This is a genomic window from Streptomyces sp. NPDC058052 (assembly GCF_042885515.1).
Taxonomy (GTDB): Bacteria; Actinomycetota; Actinomycetes; order Streptomycetales; family Streptomycetaceae; genus Streptomyces.
On record NZ_JBHVRX010000007.1, the window covers coordinates 226,203 to 247,660 of the forward strand.

Consider the following 21,458-nt stretch of genomic DNA (forward strand, 5'->3'; position numbering starts at 1 on the left):
CCGCCGAGGGGCGGTCCCGGGGGAGCGGGGGTGGTTCAGCGGCGGGTGAGGCCGCGGTCGATGGCGCCGATCAGCTCGCCGTCGGCGGTGTCGCCGTCCAGCGACCAGATCATCGCGCCGGCGAGCCCGTGGGTGCGGACCCAGTTCGCCTTGGTGCGCAGCACGGTGGGGTCGTCGTAGGTCCACAGGGTGGTGCCGTCGAAGAGCCAGGCGTGCCCGTTCCGGTGGCCCCGGTGGAGCGTGTACGTCCCCGACTCCGCCAGCTTCTTGAGGTTCTTGTAGTCCTCGGATCCGGGCGCCCAGGTCGCCGGGGCGGGGCCCGCGGCGGGCTGGCCGAGGCCGTCGCCGCCGCCGGTCACGCCGGTCCAGCCCTGGCCGTAGAACGGCATGCCGACCACCAGCTTGTGCGCCGGGGCGCCGCGCCGCAGCCAGGACTTCACGGTCCCCTCGACGCTCCAGTCGTTCTTCGCGAAGAGCGCGGACTGCTGGCCGGCGGTCGCCTCGCCGGAGACGTGGAAGTCGTAGCCCTGGAGGTTCACGAAGTCGAAGTCCCGCATGATCTTGGCGACTTCGAAGCCGGCGTCGATCTTGGCGGGGGCGGTGGGCACGTACGCGCTGAGCTCGTAGTGCTTCCGCTTCGGGAGCGAGCGCCCGTAGGCGTCCAGCTGGGTGCGGAACTCCCGTACGAGGGCGGTGAAGTTGACCTTGTCCTCGGGTCGGATGATGTTGCCGGGGTTGCCCTCGGAGCCGGGCCACTCCCAGTCGAGGTCGATGCCGTCGAAGAGGCCGGCCGCCGCTCCGGCGCCGCCCCGGGCGCCGTCCTGGGGCAGGTTGCCCTTGACGTAGAGGTCGATGCAGGAGGAGACCAGGGCCTTGCGGGAGGCCGGGGTGCGCACGGCGTCGGAGAAGTACGCCGATCCGCTCCAGCCGCCCAGCGAGATCATGACCTTGAGGTTCGGGTGCTTCGCCTTCAGCTCGCGCAGCTGGTTGAAGTTGCCGGCGAGCGGCTGCTCGGCGGTGTCGGCCGTGCCGTCCACCGAGGTGGCCGCGTCCACCGGGCGCACGTAGTCGGCCCAGGGGTCGGAGCCGGGGACGGGGCCGATGACGCACTTGCCGGCCTTGTCGACGATGCCGAAGGCGTAGTTGATGTGGCTGAGCTTGGCCGCGGAGCCGCTCGTGTCCAGGTCCTTGACCTGGAAGTTCCGCCCGTAGATGCCCCATTGGGTGAAGTAGCCGACGCGCTTGAGGGAGTGCTCGGCGGCGGGCGGCCGGGGTGTGGGGCGGGGGTGGGCGTCGGCGGCGGGGGCCAGGGTGGCGAGGAGGCCGAGGGCGGCGGCCGCGGCCGTGCCGAGGGTCAGCTTGGTCAGGACTCTGGGACGCATGGGCTCGTTCCTGTGCGAGGCGGGATGGAGCGTGCGAGGGGAGTGCTCGGGGCGCCGTGAGGCGGTGCGCAGCAGGAAGCTATTGGTCCAGACCAATGCGGGTCAAGGGGTCGTGCGGGACGGACTCGGGTCCCTTCGTTCTTCATCACATCGAGTGAAACTCTGGCCCATGCTTGCGGATGGCCACATTCGGTTGTCAGGCTGTAGCTGTCCGTCAACCTGAGGGGAGTGTCCAGTGACGTTCGGTGAGCAGCCCGCCTATCTGCGCGTGGCGAGCGATCTGCGGGAGAAGATCGCGAACGGCTCGCTCCCCCCGCATACCCGCCTCCCCTCGCAGGCACGCATCCGCGAGGAGTACGGGGTGTCGGACACCGTCGCGCTGGAGGCCCGCAAGGTGCTCATGGCCGAGGGGCTCGTCGAGGGCCGCTCCGGCTCGGGGACGTACGTGCGGGCACGGCCGGTGCCCCGCCGCGTCGCCCGCTCCGGCTACCGCCCCGCCTCCGGAGCCACCCCCTTCCGGCAGGAGCAGGCCGCCGACGGCGCGCGCGGCACCTGGGACGCGAGGAGCGAGCAGGAGGAGGCGGGCCGGGAGACCGCGGCCCGGCTGGGCATCGAGCCCGGGGACCGGGTCATGCGCACGCGGTACGTCTACCGGGACGGCGGCGAGGCCATGATGGTCGTCACCTCCTGGGAGCCGCTCGCCGTCACCGGCCGCACCCCCGTCATGCTCCCCGAGGAGGGACCGCTCGGCGGCTGCGGCGTGGTCGAGCGGATGGCCGCGATCGACGTCGTCGTGGACAACGTGGTGGAGGAGGTCGGCGCCCGCCCCGGCCTCGCCGAGGAGCTGCTCGTCCTCGGCGGCGTGCCCGGCCACGTGGTGATGGTCGTCGAGCGCACCTTCTACGCCTCGGGCCTCGCCGTCGAGACGGCCGACGTCGTCGTCCCCGCCGACCGCTACCGCCTCTCGTACCACCTTCCCGTCCGGTAGGTCCTGCCGGTGCTCCCGGCCGTCCGCGGACCGGGGACGGGCGTCCGGGGCTCGTGACCGGGAGTTAACGGCACGTCGGACGGTGTTACCGCCCGGCAACGCCGGGCGGTGAGGGGTCGTCACGAGCGGCTCCTAGCTTCCTGCTCCGTACCCGCGACCCGGCCGGACGACAGGAGCCCTCCATGACGGAGACCGTCACCACGCCCACCTCGGAACCGGAGCCGGCGGTCCCGGCGGAGGCGGGCGCGCCGCCCCCGCCCTCCGGCCCCCGCCGCAGCTACGCGAAGCTCGCCGCCGACGAGAGCCGCGAGGACTACTCGCTCCGCTACGCCCCGCACTCCTTCCGGCGCTGGTCGCCCGGGACCGTCGCCGGCACCGCGCTCGGCGGCATCGCCTACCTCGCCGACTTCGCCATCGGCGCCTCGATCGTCTTCGCCTACGGCTTCACCAGCGGTCTCGCCTCGATCCTCACCGCCGCCGCGGTCATCTTCCTCACCGGCATCCCCATCGCCCGGGCCTGCGCGCGCTTCGGCCTCGACATGGACCTCGTCACCCGGGGCGCGGGCTTCGGCTACTTCGGCTCCACCCTCACCTCGCTCATCTACGCCTCCTTCACCTTCATCTTCTTCGCGCTCGAAGGGTCGATCATGGCCCAGGCCATGCACCAGGCCGTCGGGCTGCCGCTGGAGATCGGCTACCTCGTCACCACCCTGATCGTCATCCCGATCGTCTTCCGCGGGATGGGCGCGCTCGCCAAGGTGCAGGCGTGGACGCAGCCGGTCTGGATCGTGGGCATGGTGCTGCCCTTCGTCGTCCTCGCCTTCGAGGCCCCGGACGCCTGGGGCGCCTTCGCCTCCTTCGGGGGCACCGAGGGCGCCGGCTCCGGCTTCTCCTGGATCGGCTTCGGGCTCGGCACCGGCGTGGCGCTCTCCCTCATCGCCCAGATCGGCGAACAGGCCGACTACCTGCGCTTCATGCCGGAGAAGACCGTGGCGAACCGGCGCCGCTGGAACCTCGCCGTGCTCGCCGCCGGACCCGGCTGGGTGATCATCGGCGCGGCCAAGCAGCTCGGCGGCGCCTTCCTCGCCTTCGTCGCCCTGGAGGCGGTGGGGAAGACCCACGCGCTGGAGCCGATCGCCCCGCAGATCGAGGCGTTGAAGCCCTGGCTCGGCGGTCTCGCGCTGCCCGCCGCGGCGCTCTTCGTGATCGTCTCCCAGATCAAGATCAACGTCACCAACGCCTACAGCGGCTCGCTGTCCTGGTCGAACTTCTTCTCCCGCGTGACCCACCGCCACCCCGGCCGCGTTTGGTACATCTTCCTCAACCTCGTCATCGCGCTGACGCTGATGGAGATGAACATGTTCGCGGCGCTGGGCAAGCTCCTCGGCTTCTACTCCAACGTCGGCATCGCCTGGATCACCGCCGTCGCCGCCGACCTCGTCATCAACAAGCGGGCCGGCTGGTCCCCGCCGTACATCGAGTTCAAGCGGGCCTACCTGTACGCGGTGAACCCGGCCGGCTTCGGCGCCATGGTCGTCGCCTCCGTCGTCTCGATCCTCGCCTTCTTCGGCCTCTTCGGGCGCTACGCGGAGGCGTTCTCCACCTTCATCGCCGCCGGCCTCGCCCTGGTCCTCTGCCCGCTGATCGCCTGGGCCACCCGGGGCCGTTACTACCTGGCCCGCCCGAACACGGTGAACGGCCCCGGGGCCGACGTCGCCGACGAGCGGGCCACCCACACCTGCGCCGAGTGCGAGACGGCGTACGAGCTGCCCGACATCGCCGACTGCCCGGTCCGCTCCGGCCCCGTCTGCTCCCTGTGCTGCTCGCTCGACGCCGACTGCGGCGACGCCTGCCGCAAGGAACCCGCCCTCTCCGCCGGGCCCGTCCTCATGCCGGTGCCCACCGTCCCCGGGGCGGCGCCCGGCATGTGACCTTCGGCCTCCTTCCATCGGTTCCCGGCCGATCCGTGCCTCTTGGTGAAAACCCGTATCCGCTGTGTGAAGGTCAGGCGTAAGCTCAGGCATATGCGGATCGAGGTTTCCCGGCGATCCTTGGTGACGCCTGGCCCGGCGGAGGGAGAAGCCTGATGACCGACAGCGGCGCCGTCCAACCGTGGCTCGTCATACGGCAGGACGACAACGGCAACCGCTACCGGGTGGGGCGGTACGCCACCCAGGACGAAGCCCAGAAGATCGCGGACTCGCTCGACTCCCGCGGCCACAAGCAGATCTACTGGGTCGAGCGCGTCGCGCCCACCCCCTGACGCCCCGGCTACGCTCGCGGGCATGACCGACAGCACCCCGCACCACGGCACCGGACCCGAGCACGGGACCGGTGCCGTGGTCGTCGTCGCGGCCGCCCTGCTCGACCGCGGCCGGCTGCTCGCCGCCCGCCGCAGCGCCCCCGCCGACCTCGCCGGCCGCTGGGAACTGCCCGGCGGCAAGGTCGAGCCCGGCGAGCGCCCGGAGGACGCCCTCGTCCGCGAACTGCGCGAGGAACTCGGCGTCGAGGCCGAGCCCGGCGAGCGGATCCCCGGCGAATGGCCCCTCAAGCCCGGTTACGTCCTTTGGGTGTGGACCGCCCGCCTCCTCGCCGGCGACCCCCGGCCGCTGGAGGACCACGACGAGCTCCGGTGGCTCGCGCGCCACGAACTCGACACCGTGGACTGGCTCGACCAGGACCGCCCCGCGGTGGCGGAGGCGGCGCTCAGACTCCCCGGCGCGCGCCCCTGATCCGGGCGCGCGGCCCGGTGCCTACGCCGTTCGTGCCACCGTGCGCCCGCAGCCGCTCCCAGAGGGATATTTCGTACCGAATTCCGGGTATGTCCCCATTGGTCCCTCGGGAGAGGGTGATCCTCTTCCTGCTGCACCACGGTTGGGGAAGTGATCGCGTGTGATCGACACCGACGGCGTCCGCGCCGAGTGGAACTTCCCGGCGGAGGCCGACGCCGTGCGCACCGCCCGCCACGCCGTCCGCGAGACGCTCCGCTCCTGGGAGGTCGACGCGGCCGTGGGGGACGTGGCCGTCCTGCTGGTCAGCGAGCTGGTCACCAACTCGCTCCGGTACGCCTCCGGGCCCATCGGCGTGCGGATCCTGCGGGCCGAGGGCGCCGCCACCGACCCTCCCCGGCGCTCCGCGCTCCTCGTGGAGGTCTCCGATCCGCTTCCGGATCCGCCCACCGAGCGGCCCGCGGGACCCGACGACGAGGGGGGCCGCGGGCTCGGTCTCGTGGCCTGTTCCGCACGCCGCTGGGGGACCCGGCAGGGCAGCACCGGGAAAACCGTATGGTTCGAGCTGGCTCTCCCGGGTGAGTAAAGAGAGAGGGACGACGATCACCGGAGCGGGTCACGAGCCGACCGAGACCACCCTGTGATCGTGGACGTCGTGCCGCCGGTGCCCGCCGTGCTGAATACTGCGGGCATGGCCGGTCCGGTGCGGTGAGCTGGAGGGGACGGTCGCGTGAGCGAGATATCAGAGACGACGGGCGGCGTCGTGTGGCAGAGCAGCCCGCCCGGTTCGATCTACGACTACATCCGGGTCGCCTCCTTCTCCCTCGGGCCCGACGGACGCGTCGACCAGTGGAGCCGCAGGGCGGAGGAGCTCTTCGGAGTGCCCGCCCAGGAGGCCCGCGGCAAGGACCCCGTCGAGGCGTTCATGCCCGCCGAGCTGCGCGATCGTGGCCACCAGCGGGTCAAGGAGATCCTCGACGGACGCGAATGGACCGGCCTCGTCCCCTTCCGTATCCCCGGCGTCCCCGGCCCCGCCGGCGCGCCCGGGCCGGGCCGGCCGTACGGCATCGCCGAGATGTACGTGATGCCGAGCGAGACCGACACCGGCGAGCGGTCCGCGCTGTGCATCGTGGTGGACGTCCGCGCGCTGCGCCGGATCGAGACCGACCTCGCCGCTTCCCAGGCCATTTTCGGCCAATCACCCTTCGGCTTCCTCCTCTTCGGCACCGACCTCACCGTCAAGCGCGCCAACCAGCGCTTCGCCGCCGTCTTCGGCGGCGAGGCCGACGACCACCGCGGCCGGAACGTCCACGACTACCTCGCCAAGCCCGAGGCCGACCGGATGACCGCCGCCCTCCGCCGCGTCCTGGAGACCGGCGAGTCCGTCACCGACCTGCGGATCACCGGCGCCGCCCCCGGCACCCGGATCCGCCGCCACTGGTCCATCAACCTCTACCGGGTGCACAGCGGCTCCGGCCGCCCGGTCGGCGTCGCCGGCCTCGGCATCGACGTCACCCGCCGGGAGAACGCGGCGCGCGAGGCCGCCAGCGCCCGCCGCAACCTCGCCCTCCTCAACGAGGCCGGAGCCCGCATAGGGAACTCCCTCGACCTGGAGGCCACCGCCCGCGAACTCCTCGACGTCGCCGTCCCCGGCTTCTGCGACCTCGCCTCCGTCGACCTCTACCAGGGACTCCTCACCGGCGACGAGGCCCCGCCCGGCCGCTGGGGCAGCTCCCACGACGTCGGCTACGGCGCGGGCAGCGCCGAACTGCGCCGGGTCGCCTTCGCCAGCGCCGTCTCCGACACCCCCCACCGGACCGACGAGGGCCACGGACCCGCCGGGGACGACGGCGGACCCGTCCCCATCGAGGTCGGCGCCGTCCACCGCTACCCCTTCAACTCGCCCTGCGCCGGGGCGCTGCGCACCGGCCGCGTCCGGACCGTGCCCGGCGGCGAGGGCGACCTCGTCCACTCCACCCTGGTCGTCCCGATGGTCGCCCACGACACCGTCGTCGGCCTCGCCCAGTTCTCCCGCACCAAGGGCAGCGAGCCCTTCGGCGACCGCGACCGGGCCCTCGCCGTGGAACTCGCCGCCCGCGCCGCCGTCTGCATCGACAACGCCCGCCTCTACCGGCGCGAGCACGAGCGGGCCCTCATCCTCCAGCGCAGCCTGCTGCCGCCCGGCGACCCCGAGGCCGCCGGACTCGACATCGCCTGCCGCTACCTCCCCGGCACGGACGCCACCGAGGTCGGCGGCGACTGGTTCGACGTCATCGAGCTCCCCGGCCACCGCACCGCCCTCGTCATCGGCGACGTCATGGGCCGCGGGCTGCGCGCCGCCGTCGCCATGGGCGAACTGCGCACCGCCGTCCGCACCCTCGCCCAGCTCGACCTCGAACCCGCCGAGGTCCTCTCCCACCTCGACGAGATCGCCCGCGGCCTCGGCGCGCCCATCGGCGCCCAGCAGTCCCGCGCGCACAAGAGCCGCGGCCCCGAACTCTCCGAGGTCTACCTCGCCACCTGCGTCTACGCCGTCTACGACCCGGTGACCCGGCGCTGCACCTTCGCCAACGCCGGCCACCTCCCGCCGGTCCTCGTCGAACCGGGCGAGGACGCCCTGCTCCTCGACGTGCCCCCCGGGATGCCGCTCGGCGTGGGCGGCGAACCCTTCGAGGAGGTCGAGGTCGAACTCCCCGAGGGCTCCCTCCTCGCCCTGTACACCGACGGACTCGTCGAGTCCCGCGACCACCCCCTCGACGAGGGGCTCAGCGCCTTCAAGCGGGCCCTCGCCGACCGGGCCCGACCCCTGGAGGACGTCTGCGACCGGGTCCTCACCACCCTCGACACCGGTCACGGCGAGGACGACATCGCCCTCCTGATGGCCCGTATCCAGGGACTGCCCGCCGAGGCGGTGGGGGACTGGCGGCTGCCCCGCGAGCCCCGCTCCGTCGGCCGGGCCCGCGAGCTCGCCCGCACCCAGCTCACCGCCTGGGGCCTGGAGGCCCTCGTCGACACCGTCGAACTCCTCGTCAGCGAACTCGTCACCAACGCGCTGCGGTACGGCGAGGGCGAGATACGGCTCCGGCTGCTCCGCGACCGGACCCTCGTCTGCGAGGTCTGGGACGCGGGCCTGGTCCAGCCGCGCCGCCGCCGCGCCAAGGACACCGACGAGGGCGGCCGCGGCCTCCAGCTCGTCGGGCTGCTCTCCGCGTCCTGGGGCTCGCGCCGCACCCCGCGCGGCAAGACCGTCTGGTTCGAACTGGCCCTGCCCGACGGCGGGCCCACGGCGGAACCCACCGTGGACCAGCTGCTCAGCATGTTCTAGCCGGGCCGGGCCGGGCCGGGCGCGGGTCCGGGGGCCGGGCGGCGCCTCAGGCCGCCTTGAGGGCGGCCAGCCGGGCCGCGATCTCCGCCTCGTCCCCGAGCGCGTCGAGCTGCTCGAACTGGGCGTCCAGCGAGGACGCGGCCAGCTCCTGCTTGCCCAGCGCCCGCGCCTCCTCCCGGCGCACCTTGTCCTCGAAGCGGCTCAGCTCGCTCGTCGGGTCCAGCACGTCGATGTTCTTCACCGCGTCCATCATCGTGTTCTGCGCCTGCGCCGACCGGGAGCGGGCGAGCAGTTCGTCCCGCTTGGCCTGGAGCTCGACCAGCTTCGCCCTCATCCGGTCCAGGCCCGAGGTCAGCTCGGCCACCACCCCGGTCTGCGCGGCGATCGCCGGCTCGGCGGTCCTCGCCTCCTTCTCCGACTGGAGCTGGCGGCCCAGCGCGACCTTGGCGAGGTTGTCGAAGCGGTCCGCCTCCGCCGGCTGCCCGCCGGTCCGCAGCTCGTCCGCCTTCCGGCTGGCCGCCAGCGCCTTCCCGCCCCACTCGGCCGCCGCCGCCACGTCCTCCGCGTGGTCCCGCTCCATCAGCCGCAGATGGCCGATGGTCGCCGCCACCGCCTCCTCGGCCTCCGCGATGTTGCCCGAGTAGTCGCGGATCAGCTGGTCCAGCATCTTCTGCGGATCCTCCGCCTGGTCGAGGAGGGCGTTGATGTTCGCCTTCGCCAGCTGGGTGACCCGGCCGAGGACGGTCTGCTTGCTCATGGCACTGCTCCTTGAAGGGTGTCGTGGACGTGGAACTCAGAAACGGCCGCCGCCGCCCCGCCGGCCGCGCGTGCCGCTGCCGCCGAAGCTGCCCGGCCCGCCGCCGAAACCTCCGCCCCCGAAGCCGCCCCCGAAGCCGCCCCCGCGCCCGCCTCCGCCACGTCCGGGACCCCCGCCGAACAGCCCGCCGAGGACGATGCCGCCGAGCACCGCGCCGCCGAGGCCACCGCCCCCGCTCCCGCCCACGCCCGTCGCGCCGCCCAGCCCGTTCGGGTTCCCGTAGTGGCGCACGTCCTGCTCCGCGAGCTCCTGCGCCCGCCGGGCGAGCGCGTCGGCCCGCCGCGCCTCGGCGAGCGCCGCCTGCGGATCGTCCGCGGCCAGCGCCCGCGCCTTCTCCAGCCGCCGCTGGGCCTCCGCCAGCCGGGTCCTGGCCTCGCTGCCCACCGCGCCCCGGTGGGTCTGGACGTAGTCCGAGGCCGCCCCCAGCTCCGAACGGGCCGTCAGCAGCGCCTGGTCGAGGAGCGTCCGGGCGCGCCGGTCGCCGGACTCGCGCTCCTGGGCGCCCGCCAGCGCCGCGTCGAGCGCCGTGTCCGCCTCCTCGATCCGGCGCAGCGCGTCCAGGGGGTCGTACCGCCCCGCCTCCACGGCCCGGCGGACCTCCGCCGCCACCGCCTCCGCGCGGGCGATCCGGCCGCGCAGCTCCCCGGTCGAGGCGCCCTCGGCGGCCCCTTCGAGGAGGCCGCGGGCCTCGGCCAGATCGGCGTCGGTCTCGGTGAGCACGCCCGGCAGCCGGCCCTCCGCCTCGGCCAGCTCCTGGGCCCGCCGGTCCACCGCCTCGATCAGCCGGGCCGCCTGGTCCACCGCGCCCTCGGCGGCCCGCACGTGCACGGCCGCCGAGCCGGTGTCCCCGTCGTCGACGGACTGGCGGGCCTGGTTGATGTGGGTGGTGGCGAAGACCAGCCGGTCCTTGGCCTGTTCGACGTCGCCGGCGACCGGCGAGGCCGCCGACCCGGGGTACCGCTCGCGCATCGCCGCCAGCGCCGCCTCCGCCCCGGAGACCCGGCCGGTCTGCTCGCGGAAGGCGGTCTCCACCGCGGCCAGCGCCGCGGGCGCGGTCCGCTCCAGGGCCCGCAGCCGGTCGAAGTCCTCGGTCTCCGCGTCGAGCCGGGCGTCGGCCTCGGCGCAGCGGCGCAGGATCTCGTCGAGCATCGCACGCCGGGCGGCGTCGTCCTCGGGGAAGGCGTCGTCGAGCTTCTGCCGCAGCCGGAACGAGGCGGTCAGCTGCTCCTCGGCGAAGGCCACCGCCTCCTCGAAGGGGCGGGTGGCCTCCTCGCCGAACTGGGCGGTGGCGAAGCCCAGTTCCTCCTGGCTGGTGCGGACGGCGTCGTCGGTGGCGACCAGTGTCCGCCGCGCCTCGCCGTCCAGCTCCTCCAGGGACGGACCCGGGGCCTGCGCGGGCCCGCCCCAGCCCTGGCCGCCGCCGGGCGTGGTGCGGGTCGTGGCCCGCCGGCGCCGGCGGGCGTACGCGTACACCGCCACCGCCCCGGCGCCGCCGGCGAGTGCCAGCGGGAGGATCAGATCGGTTCCGGAGGCGGCGCCGGAGCCACCGGGGTCGGCCGGGCCCGGGGTGATCGACGGGACGGGGACGGGCCGGCCGGCGAGGACGGCGGCGTACCCGTCGGCCGCGCCGATCGCCGCGCCCGCCCAGTCGTTCTGCCGGAGCGCCGGCTCGATCGCGGTCCTGGCCACGTCGTCGAGCTGGTCCTGGGTGAGACGCGCGTCGGGGGCGGCGGAGTAGCCGTACCGCCGGTCGTGGGTGGCGACGGCGAGCAGCACGTCGTCGGTGCCGAGGCCGTTGCGCTCGGCGGTCGCGTCCGCCCAGTCCTGGCCGGAGCGGCCGGAGAAGTCCCGTACGTAGACCACGAAGAGCTGCACGCGCCGGTCGTCGTAGAGCCGGTCGAGGGCCTCCACGACCTCGGGGCGCCGGTCGCGCAGGGCGCCCACCCGGTCGAGGATCTGCCCGTCGGAGGGGAGGACGACGGGGTCGTCGGCGCGGGCGCCGGCCGCGGCGGGCGCGACCAGCCACCACGCCGCCACCAGTGTCGCGAGCAGGGTCCGGATGGCTGTTCGGGTCACAAAAGGGAGGTTATGTACGGTCATGCGGGCCCGCGACCGGACGGACAGCCGCCGGAAACCGACCGCACCGGCCGGGCGTCCCTGTCGGTGCACATCTCTACGGTGGTCTCCGGCGGGCGCGGGGACCCGCGACTCTCGGGGGTACGGGTGGACGGACGGCTGAAGCGGGTGTGGCGCAAGGGGCGCTGGTGGGTCCTGGGGCTGGTGCTGCTGCTCGTGGTGCCGCCGCTCTTCGGCGCGCTCGCCCTGCGCGTCAGCTACGCGGGCGACCTCCGCGACGACGCCCGCACGCGCGGCCGGGACGCGTACTGGATCGGGCACGCCTGGGTGGACGGCAGGAAGAAGGACGCCGACCTGACGGCCCTCGCCGAGCGGCTGAAGGGCACCGGGATCAAGGACCTGTACGTGCACGCGGGTCCGCTCGAACACGACGGCACGCTGCCCGCCGCCCGGCACCCGCGCGCGCGGTGGCTGACGGACGGCATCCACGAGGCGCTGCCCGGGATACGGGTCCAGGCGTGGCTCGGCGACGTGCTCGCCAACGACGGCCCGGTGGGCCTGCGGCTCTCCGACGCCGCCTCGCGCGCGGCGGTCACGGCCTCCGCCCGCCAGGTCCTCGACGCGGGCTTCGACGGGGTCCACTTCGACCTGGAGCCGCTCCAGTCCGGCGACGCCGACTACCTGACGCTCCTCGACGACCTGGGGAGGACGACGAAGGCCCGCGAGGCGCTGCTCTCCGTCGCCGCCCACCAGATCGACCCGCTGCCGGGCGCCCACTCCGCGCTCGGTCTCTTCGGGGACAACGGCAAGTGGTGGTCGCAGGAGTACTTCGGCGAGGTGGCCCGCCGGGTCGACCAGATCGCGGTGATGTCGTACGACACCTGGATGCCGCTGGAGAGCCTGTACGGCGGCTACGTCGCCCAGCAGACCGCGCTCGCCCTGGAGGCCACCCCGGCCTCCACCGACCTGCTCATGGGGCTGCCCTTCTTCCACGAGGACGACCTGGGCCACCACGAGAACGCCGAGACCGTCGCCGCCGGCGTCCGGGGCGTCCGCCTCGGCCTCGGGCGCACCGACCCGGGCCGCGAGCGCTTCGGCGTCGCCCTCTACGTGGACTTCGCGGAGGAGCCGGGCGACTGGGCCGCCTACCGCGCCGGCTGGTCCCGCGCCGGCTGACGCCCGGCGGCGCGGCCCGGAGCTTCCGCGGACGGCCCGCGCCCCGGCCCGCCCGACCCGCCCCGGCCTGGGCGGGCCGGGCCGCGCAAGACCGTTCCGGCGCGGGTCTGTTGGGCCGCACGAGTGGGTTTGCCGGTCCCGTCGCCGTGTCGGCGGGGCCGGGTCCGCGGGGTGCCGTTCAGTGGGATGAGCAATAGGTCTGATCATCTCCAAATGGCATGAAACCGGACGAAGGGGTAAAAGTCATGTCCCAGGTCGGCGCCCCCCGGGGGAGGACATGGGCCGGTCCGTCCGGGAGTCCCCGCTCCCGGACACTCCGCTCCGTCGCCACCCTCACCAGCGTGGTCCTCGCCGTCACCGTCCTCGCCGGATGCAGTTCCGACGACGAGGCCGACGCCGGCCCGGCCGCCGCCCAGGACAACGCGCCCACCGCGCGCGCCATGGTCGACGACGGCGGCACCCTGCGCTGGGCGGTGGACGCCCTGCCGTCCACCTTCAACGCCTTCCAGGCCGACGCCGACGCCACCACCCACCGCGTCGCGGGCGCCGTCCTGCCCGCCCTGCACACCGTGGACGAGCGCGGCCGTCCCCGGCTCAACCCCGACTACCTGGAGACCGCCGAGGTCGTCGAGACCGAGCCCCGGCAGGTCGTCCTCTACAAGCTCAACCAGCAGGCCGTGTGGAGCGACGGGCGCGAGATCGGCGCCGCCGACTTCGTCGCCCAGTGGCGGGCCCTCAGCGGCCGCGACACCGCCTACTGGACGGCCAGGAACGCCGGGTACGAGCGGATCGAGAAGATCGAGAAGGGCAAGAACGACCTGGAGGTCCGGGTCACCTTCGCCAAGCCCTACGCCGACTGGCGGTCGCTCTTCACCCCGCTGTACCCGAAGCAGGTGATGGGCTCCCCGAACTCCTTCAACGACGGGGCGCGCACCACCCTCAAGGCCACCGCGGGACCGTTCCTCCTCGGCAAGGCGGACCGGAAGACCGGCGACCTCACCCTCACCCGCAACCCCCGCTGGTGGGGACGGCCCGCCAAGCTCGACAGCCTCGTCCTGCGGGCCGTCCCCCGGGCCGGACGCGAGGCCGCCCTGGCCGGAGGGAAGCTCGACCTGGCCGAGATCGACCGCTCCACCGCCGAGCGGATCGCCCTCGCCCTCAAGGACGCCGGCGCCGGCCGCAGCGGCGCCCAGGCCGCCCGGCTGCACGGCCCCGGCTCCTCGATCACCCCCGGCAAGGCCCTCAGGTCCTGGGCGCTCGCCCACGGCGAGGACGAGGAGGTGGCCGCGGAGGTCACGGCCGCCCGCGCCGAGAACAAGGCCGCCGTCGACCGCTACGCCCGGGCCCAGGACACCCTCGCCGGATACGTCGTCCGCAAGTCCCTGGAGCCCGCCTACACCCAGCTCTCCCTCAACGGCGAGTCCGGGCCGCTCGCCGACGAGCGGGTCCGGCGCGCGGTCGCCCGCGCCATCGACCGCAGGGAACTGGCCGAATCCGTGCTCAAGCCGCTCGGGCTCCCGGCCGAACCGCCCGGCAGCCACCTCGCCCTGGCCGGCCAGGCCGCCTACGCCGACAGCAGCGACGCCCTCGGCGACCAGGACACCAAGGAGGCCCGCGCCCTCCTCGCCGACGCCGGCTGGGTCCCCGGCGGCGCCCAGAAGAAGCCGGCCGGCACCGAGGCCGGTTCCGAGGCCGAGAAGAAGAAGGCCGGTTCCGAGGCCGGGACGGAGAAGCCCGGGGAGGCGGCGGCCGAGAAGAAGGCCGACCCCGCGAAGAAGGCCGGGGCCACCGAGGACAAGGCGTCCGACGAGGGCCTGTACATCGTCGGCGACGACAAGCCCGGCGAGCTCCGCGCCGCCCCCGGGATCGGACCCGGCGGCCCCGAGAGCGGCACCCAGGTGCTCGCCCCCGCCCCGGCCGCCGCCCGGGAGAGCGCCGCCCTCCTCGCCCGCGCCGAGGCCCTCGACACCGGCGCCCGGTCCGCCGGCCGGCCCGGCAACACCAAGCCGGACCAGGGCGTCGCCGGCGCCTACGCCCCCCTGGGCAGCGCAGCCCCGGCCGCCCCGGCCGCCGTCCCCGCCGCCTCCCAGGCCCTCGGCAAGGACGGCAAGGCCCTCAGCCTCCGCTTCGTCCTGCCCTCGGGTCCCGGCTCGGAGACGCTCCGGGCGGTCGGCGACAAGATCGTCCGGATGCTCGACGCGGTCGGGATCCGCACCGAGGTCACCAAGGTCTCCGACGAGAGCTTCTTCAAGGACCACATCGCCTCGGGCGACTACGACCTGGCCCTCTACTCCTGGCCGGCGTCCGCCTTCCCGGCGACCGACGCCCGGCCGATCTTCGCCAAGCCCGAGCCCGCCTCGGACGGCTCCCTGCTGGTCGAGCAGAACTACTCACGGGTCGGCACGGACCGGATCGACCAGCTCTTCGACCAGGCGGCCGGCACCCTCGACGAGGAGGAGGCGGGCGATCTGATCCGCCAGGCCGACGCCCGGATCTGGGCCGCGGCCGGTTCCATTCCGCTCTACCAGCGCCCCCAGCTGGTGGCCGCCCGGGAGAACGTGGTGAACGCCGGCGCCTGGGGCTTCGCCGCCCCCCAGTACCAGGACATCGGTTTCAAGAAGAGCGAAACGACCAAGGGTAGCCCGTCGAACCGCTGAAATCACAGGTCACAACCTCAGAAGCAGCTCAAGTTCCTTGCCCGCCGGTGACCCCGGCGGGCAGGATCGCGTCGGCCCCTTGACCCGGACCGCATGACTTTCCCCACACCCTGTGACCCACCCTGAAACGTCCCAGTAGACCCTCTCGGATCGATCCGGGGAAGCCCCTTGCACGGCAGCCCCGTACCATAGGACATAGCCGTGGCGCGTCCGCCCGGCGGGCGTAAGAGGAACTGACGCCGATTCCCACGATCCGAGAGAAGCGCAAGCCACCCATGCCCACGCGCCACGACATCCGTAACGTCGCCATCGTCGCCCACGTCGACCACGGCAAGACGACCATCGTCGACGCCATGCTCAAGCAGGCCGGTGCCTTCGCCGCCCACCAGCAGCTCGACGACCGCATGATGGACTCGAACGACCTGGAGCGTGAGAAGGGCATCACGATCCTCGCCAAGAACACGGCGGTGAAGTACCACCCCAAGGACGGCGGGGCCCCGATCACGATCAACATCATCGACACCCCCGGCCACGCCGACTTCGGCGGCGAGGTCGAGCGCGGTCTGTCGATGGTCGACGCCGTCGTCCTCCTGGTGGACGCCTCCGAGGGTCCGCTCCCGCAGACCCGCTTCGTGCTGCGCAAGGCCCTCCAGCAGCGCAAGCCCGTCATCCTCTGCATCAACAAGACGGACCGCCCGGACTCCCGGATCGACGAGGTCGTCAACGAGACCTACGACCTCTTCCTCGACCTGGACGCCGACGAGGACCAGATCGAGTTCCCGATCGTCTACGCCTGCGGCCGTGACGGCATCGCCTCGCTGACCAAGCCGGAGGACGGCACGGTCCCGCAGGACTCCGAGAACCTGGAGCCCTTCTTCTCCACGATCCTGGAGCACGTCCCGGCCCCGTCGTACGACGAGGAGGCCCCCCTCCAGGCCCACGTCACCAACCTGGACGCCGACAACTTCCTCGGCCGCATCGCGCTGCTCCGCGTCGAGCAGGGCGAGCTGCGCAAGGGCCAGACGGTCGCGTGGATCAAGCGGGACGGCACGATCTCCAACGTCCGCATCACCGAGCTGATGATGACCGAGGCCCTCACCCGCAAGCCGGCCGAGGTCGCCGGCCCCGGTGACATCTGCGCCGTCGCCGGTATCCCCGACATCATGATCGGCGAGACCCTGGCCGACCCGGAGAACCCGATCGCGCTGCCGCTGATCACGGTCGACCAGCCGGCCATCTCCATGACCATCGGCACCAACACCTCGCCGCTCGTCGGCCGCGGCGGCAGCGGCAAGGGCGCCGAGGCCAAGTCCGCGGTCAAGGACCGCAAGGTCACCGCCCGCCAGGTGAAGGACCGCCTCGACCGCGAGCTCATCGGCAACGTCTCGCTCCGCGTCCTGGAGACCGAGCGTCCCGACGCCTGGGAGGTCCAGGGCCGTGGTGAGCTCGCGCTCGCCATCCTGGTCGAGCAGATGCGCCGCGAGGGCTTCGAGCTCACCATCGGCAAGCCGCAGGTCGTCACCAAGGAGGTCGACGGCAAGGTCCACGAGCCCGTCGAGCGCCTCACGGTCGACGTGCCCGAGGAGCACATGGGCGCCGTCACCCAGCTCATGGGCGTCCGCAAGGGCCGCATGGACAACATGTCGAACCACGGCTCCGGCTGGGTCCGCATGGAGTTCGTCGTCCCGTCCCGCGGCCTGATCGGCTTCCGCACGGAGTTCCTCACCAACACCCGCGGCACCGGCATCGCCCACTCCATCCACGAGGGCCACGAGCCGTGGTTCGGCCAGCTCCAGACCCGTAACAACGGTTCGCTGGTCGCCGACCGCGCGGGTGCCGTCACCGCCTTCGCGATGACCAACCTCCAGGAGCGCGGCGTCCTGTTCACCGACCCCGGCACCGAGGTGTACGAGGGCATGATCGTCGGCGAGAACTCGCGCTCCGACGACATGGACGTGAACATCACCAAGGAGAAGAAGCTCACGAACATGCGGTCCTCGTCGGCCGACTCGTTCGAGGCGATCGTCCCGCCGCGCAAGCTCTCCCTGGAGCAGTCCCTGGAGTTCTGCCGCGACGACGAGTGCGTCGAGGTGACCCCGGAGGCCGTCCGCATCCGCAAGGTCGTCCTGGACCAGAAGGAGCGCAGCCGCTCCGCCTCGCGCGCCAAGAACGCCTGACGAGGGGCCGGCGACCGCCGGCAGAACGGCTGAGCCGCATCTCACATGAAGGGCCTGGCCACTCGCACAATGTGCGAGTGGCCAGGCCCTTTTCGTCAAACGCATTGCCCCGGCCAGGTGTCCGGATTCCGGTCATCGCTCTCCGGTACGTGTGTTAACGGTCCGTTTCGGGGGTGTCTGTCTGTGCTCAGTTTGTCCGGATTTCGGTATCCGGGGCCTTGGTGATGTTGTCAAAACGAGACCACTTAAGTGTGGTTTACAGCCCGGGCGTACTTAATAGTTGGCTCCATTGAGCTCGGGTCAATGGGTCACGCACTGTGGGGAGTGCCGACTCACGAGCACACTCGGGGTACCGGGGGATCAGCGCCGTCAGGGGTGTCGGCAGGTCTCGAAGTGCCCTTCTTGATGACAAGTGGACTCATGAGGAGGAAACCCATGCGCGGTGCCAAGAGCGCCAAGTGGGTAACGGGCGCGATCATCGTCGCCCTGGCTGCGACCGCCTGTGGCGGGGGCAAGAGCGAGGGCGGCAGCGACGCCAAGGGCAAGGTCGACCCGAACGGCATCTTCTCCGTCGAGCTGGGCGAGCCGGAGAAGCCGCTGCTCACCGGTGACACGATGGAGTCCAACGGCTCCGCCGTCATGGCCGGCCTGTTCTCGACCCTCGTCGACTACAAGGCCGACGGCTCGCTCGAGATGATCAACGCCGAGTCGGTCACCACGACGGACTCGAAGCTGTGGACCGTCAAGCTCAAGAAGGGCTGGACCTTCCACGACGGCACCCCGGTGACCGCCAAGTCCTTCGTGGACGCGTGGAACTGGAACGCCAACGTCGAGAACGCCCAGGGCCTCGCCTCCTGGTTCGCCGACATCAAGGGCTTCGAGAAGGTCCACCCCGAGGCCGAGGGCGCCAAGCCCACCTCGAAGACCCTCGACGGCCTGAAGGTCGTCGACGAGAGCACCCTCACCATCGAGCTCGCGAAGCCGGTTCCGTACTTCGCCCACAAGCTCGCCTACATCGTCTTCGCCCCGCTCCCGGAGTCCTTCTTCAAGGACCCCGAGGCCGGCGGCCAGAAGCCGGTCGGCAACGGTCCCTACAAGTTCAAGAGCTGGGACCACAAGAAGAAGATCGAGGTCGTCCGCTACGACGACTACAAGGGTCCGAACAAGGCGAAGAACGGCGGTGTGGTCTTCAAGAACTACACCACCCTCGAGACCGCCTACGAGGACCTGAAGGCCGGCAACGTCGACGTCCTGCGTCAGATCGCGCCGAAGGACCTTCCGCTGTACCGCCAGGACCTCGGCGACCGCGCCGTCGACCAGGCGTACTCCGCGATCCAGACCATCGCCGTCGCCTTCTACGCCGACCAGTGGAAGAAGCCGAAGGCGATCGACCCGCGCGTCGTCCAGGGTCTGTCGATGGCGATCGACCGCGCCACCATCACCAAGACGGTGCTCAACGGCACCCGCGAGCCCGCCACCGGCTGGGTCGCCAAGGGCGTGCTCGGCTACCAGCCGGACGCGGTCGAGGTCACCAAGTTCGACCCCGCCAAGGCCAAGGAGCTCATCAAGGCCGGCGGCGGCGTCCCGAACAACAAGATCTCCATCCAGTTCAACGCCGATGGTGGTCACAAGGAGTGGGTGGAGGCGGTCTGCAACTCCATCACCCAGGCGACCTCCGTCGAGTGCGTCGGCGACAGCAAGCCGGACTTCCAGGCCGACCTGAACGCTCGTAAGACGAAGCAGGTCAAGTCCCTGTACCGCTCCGGCTGGGTGCTCGACTACCCGGTGAACGCCAACTTCATCTCGGACCTGTTCCGCACGGGTGCGGGCGGCAACCAGGGCGACTTCTCCAACAAGGAGCTGGACGCCAAGATCGCCAAGGCCGACTCCGCCAAGACCCTTGAGGAGTCCGTCAAGGAGTACCAGGCGATCGAGAAGGACCTGGTGAACTACATGCCGTCCATCCCGCTCTGGTACTACAAGGTCAACGCGGGCTACTCGGAGAACGTCTCCGGTGTGGCGTACGGCCAGGACGGCGACCCGATCCTGACCGGCGTCGAGGTCAAGCAGAAGTAATCACCCGAGCGTAGTCCGCATGCCGTCACGGGACTGACGGATCGTCAGTCCCGTCACGGTGCCTTACGCAGCGGCTGGGGGGCCCTTCCACGGCATCACGCTGTCCGAATCCGGGCAGCCATGTCGCGGGAGGGCCCGTCGGCTGCGGCCGTCACATCTCAACGGAGGCATGATGGGGCGCTATGTCGCACGACGACTGCTCCAGATGATCCCGGTCTTCTTCGGGACAACCCTGCTGATCTTCCTCATGGTCTACAGCCTGCCCGGCGACCCCGTGGCCGGACTGTTCGGCGACAAGGGCGCGAGCCCTGCGACCATCGAGGCGATCAGGCACAAGCTCGGTCTCGACCAGCCACTGTGGAAGCAGTACTGGGACTACATGACCGGCATCATCCTTCACTTCGACTTCGGGACGCAGATCCGCAACGATCGCCCGATCACCGAAGTGCTGGGCGAAGCGTTCCCCGTCACGCTCCAGCTGGCCGCACTGGCCTTCGTGTTCGAGCTGATCTTCGGCATCGGGCTCGGCATCATCGCCGGTCTCCGCGCCGGCCGCCTGGCCGACAACGCCATCCTCATCTTCACGCTGCTGATCATCTCGATCCCGGTCTTCGTGCTCGGCTTCCTCGTCAAGATGGTCTTCGCCTTCAACCTGGGCTGGATCGAACCGGTCGTCAGCAACGACCAGTTGTGGTCCGAGATGATCGCTCCCGCCATTGTGCTCGGTGGTCTCTCGCTCGCCTATGTGGCCCGGCTCACCCGGACCTCGATGGCGGAGAACCTGCGCGCCGACTACATGCGCACCGCGGTCGCCAAGGGCCTGCCGAAGCGCCGCGTCATCGGCGTCCACCTCATGCGCAACTCGATGATCCCGGTCGTCACCTTCCTCGGCACCGACATCGGCGCCCTCATGGGCGGCGCGATCGTCACCGAGCGCATCTTCAACGTGAAGGGCGTCGGCGGTCTCATCGCCGAGTCGATCACGCGGCGAGAGGGCGCGACCCTGGTCGGGCTCGTCACCATCCTGGTGATCGTCTACCTCGTCACCAGCCTGCTCATCGACCTGCTGTACGCGGTCCTGGACCCGAGGATCCGGTATGCCTGACGTGACCAAGACCGCCACCGCCGTCGAAGACACCGTCGCACCCCCCTCGGCGACGGAACCGAAGGGCACGCACAAGCCGGACAAGGCCCGCTCCCTCTGGGGCGACGCCTGGGCCGACCTTCGCCGCAACCCGTACTTCCTCGTGTCCATGGTGCTGATCGCCTTCCTGCTGCTGATCTCCGCCTGGCCGACCCTCTTCTCCAGCGCCTCGCCCACCCGCGGTGACCTGGTGAACCACTTCCTCGGCAAGCCGGAGCTCGGCAAGATCGGTTCCGAGGGCTGGTTCGGCTACGACGGCCAGGGACGCTCCGTCTACGCCCGACTGATCCACGGCACCCGTGCCTCGGTCATCGTCGGCATCGCGGTCACCGCGATCGTCACGGTCGTCGGCGGCCTGATGGGCATGATCGCCGGTTACTTCGGCGGCGCCTGGGACGCGGTCCTCTCCCGGATCACCGACATCTTCTTCGGCATCCCGTTCCTGCTCGGTGCCATGGTCGTCCTGCAGTCCTTCACCGAGCGCACGGTCTGGGTCGTCGTCGGCGCCCTGGCCTTCCTCGGCTGGACCCAGATGGCCCGCGTCATGCGCGGTGCCGTGATCACCATCAAGCAGGCGGACTACGTGCACGCCGCGAAGGCGCTCGGCGCCGGCACCAGCCGGATCCTGTTCCGGCACATCCTGCCGAACGCCATGGCCCCGGTGATCGTCGTCGCGACCATCGCGCTCGGCGGCTACATCTCGGCCGAGGCCACCCTGTCCTACCTGGGCCTGGGTCTCGCCTCCCCGACCGTCTCGTGGGGTGTCGACATCTCCACCGCGGTCGACCAGATCCGCGTTGCCCCGCATGTGCTGCTCTGGCCGTCGATCATGCTGAGCATCACCGTCCTGGCGTTCATCATGCTCGGCGAAGCCGTTCGCAACGCCCTCGACCCCAAGCTGCGCTGAGGAG

General features: G+C 71.9%; 15 protein-coding genes. 12 read left to right on the forward strand and 3 right to left on the reverse strand.

Features of this window, described 5'->3' with window-relative positions; all coding sequences use genetic code 11:
• Positions 1-35: 35 nt before the first annotated feature.
• Positions 36-1,382 carry a glycoside hydrolase family 18 protein gene (locus ACFVU3_RS13015; RefSeq protein WP_390065942.1) on the reverse strand — a complete coding sequence of 449 codons (1,347 nt, stop codon included), beginning with the start codon at positions 1,380-1,382 and terminating at the stop codon, positions 36-38.
• A gap of 235 nt (positions 1,383-1,617) precedes the next feature.
• On the opposite strand from ACFVU3_RS13015, the gene ACFVU3_RS13020 reads away from it, so the two are divergent.
• From ACFVU3_RS13020 to ACFVU3_RS13045, 6 genes are all read left to right on the forward strand, one after another.
• On the forward strand, positions 1,618-2,370 hold the full coding sequence (locus ACFVU3_RS13020) for a GntR family transcriptional regulator (RefSeq protein ID WP_390065943.1): 753 nt from the start codon (positions 1,618-1,620) through the stop codon (positions 2,368-2,370).
• Between the two features lie 182 nt (positions 2,371-2,552).
• Positions 2,553-4,301, forward strand: coding sequence for a purine-cytosine permease family protein (locus ACFVU3_RS13025; protein WP_390065944.1), 1,749 nt, complete (start codon positions 2,553-2,555; stop codon positions 4,299-4,301).
• A 155-nt stretch (positions 4,302-4,456) separates the two neighbouring features.
• Positions 4,457-4,633 carry an SPOR domain-containing protein gene (locus ACFVU3_RS13030; RefSeq protein ID WP_390065945.1) on the forward strand — a complete coding sequence of 59 codons (177 nt, stop codon included), beginning with the start codon at positions 4,457-4,459 and terminating at the stop codon, positions 4,631-4,633.
• A gap of 22 nt (positions 4,634-4,655) precedes the next feature.
• A complete protein-coding gene (locus ACFVU3_RS13035; RefSeq protein ID WP_390065946.1) occupies positions 4,656-5,102 on the forward strand; it encodes a (deoxy)nucleoside triphosphate pyrophosphohydrolase in 447 nt (148 codons plus the stop codon).
• Between the two features lie 160 nt (positions 5,103-5,262).
• Complete coding sequence (locus ACFVU3_RS13040) at positions 5,263-5,685, forward strand: ATP-binding protein (protein WP_390065947.1); 423 nt, start codon at positions 5,263-5,265, stop codon at positions 5,683-5,685.
• Between the two features lie 144 nt (positions 5,686-5,829).
• Positions 5,830-8,424: a SpoIIE family protein phosphatase gene (locus tag ACFVU3_RS13045; protein WP_390065948.1), complete on the forward strand. Its 2,595-nt coding sequence runs from the start codon at positions 5,830-5,832 to the stop codon at positions 8,422-8,424.
• A 46-nt stretch (positions 8,425-8,470) separates the two neighbouring features.
• Here the strand turns inward: ACFVU3_RS13045 and ACFVU3_RS13050 are convergent, their stop codons facing one another.
• Both ACFVU3_RS13050 and ACFVU3_RS13055 read right to left on the reverse strand, forming a co-directional pair.
• Positions 8,471-9,181 (reverse strand): PspA/IM30 family protein, encoded by a 711-nt coding sequence (locus tag ACFVU3_RS13050; RefSeq protein WP_390065949.1) that lies wholly within the window; start codon positions 9,179-9,181, stop codon positions 8,471-8,473.
• A gap of 36 nt (positions 9,182-9,217) precedes the next feature.
• Entirely contained in the window at positions 9,218-11,317 is a 2,100-nt protein-coding gene (locus ACFVU3_RS13055; RefSeq protein WP_390065950.1) for a TPM domain-containing protein, read from the reverse strand.
• 12 nt (positions 11,318-11,329) lie between these two features.
• Between ACFVU3_RS13055 and ACFVU3_RS13060 the strand changes: the two genes are divergently transcribed.
• The 6 genes from ACFVU3_RS13060 to ACFVU3_RS13085 all read left to right on the forward strand — a co-directional run bounded on the left by ACFVU3_RS13060 (position 11,330) and on the right by ACFVU3_RS13085 (position 21,454).
• On the forward strand, positions 11,330-12,493 hold the full coding sequence (locus ACFVU3_RS13060; protein ID WP_390065951.1) for a hypothetical protein: 1,164 nt from the start codon (positions 11,330-11,332) through the stop codon (positions 12,491-12,493).
• A gap of 245 nt (positions 12,494-12,738) precedes the next feature.
• Complete coding sequence (locus ACFVU3_RS13065) at positions 12,739-15,150, forward strand: ABC transporter family substrate-binding protein (protein WP_390065952.1); 2,412 nt, start codon at positions 12,739-12,741, stop codon at positions 15,148-15,150.
• A gap of 275 nt (positions 15,151-15,425) precedes the next feature.
• A complete protein-coding gene (gene typA / locus ACFVU3_RS13070; RefSeq protein ID WP_390065953.1) occupies positions 15,426-17,327 on the forward strand; it encodes a translational GTPase TypA in 1,902 nt (633 codons plus the stop codon).
• Between the two features lie 435 nt (positions 17,328-17,762).
• On the forward strand, positions 17,763-19,403 hold the full coding sequence (locus tag ACFVU3_RS13075) for an ABC transporter substrate-binding protein (RefSeq protein ID WP_390065954.1): 1,641 nt from the start codon (positions 17,763-17,765) through the stop codon (positions 19,401-19,403).
• A gap of 172 nt (positions 19,404-19,575) precedes the next feature.
• Positions 19,576-20,508 carry an ABC transporter permease gene (locus ACFVU3_RS13080; protein WP_390066009.1) on the forward strand — a complete coding sequence of 311 codons (933 nt, stop codon included), beginning with the start codon at positions 19,576-19,578 and terminating at the stop codon, positions 20,506-20,508.
• Entirely contained in the window at positions 20,501-21,454 is a 954-nt protein-coding gene (locus ACFVU3_RS13085; RefSeq protein ID WP_390065955.1) for an ABC transporter permease, read from the forward strand. Before ACFVU3_RS13080 ends, ACFVU3_RS13085 begins: the two co-directional genes overlap by 8 nt.
• The last annotated feature ends 4 nt before the right edge of the window (positions 21,455-21,458 follow it).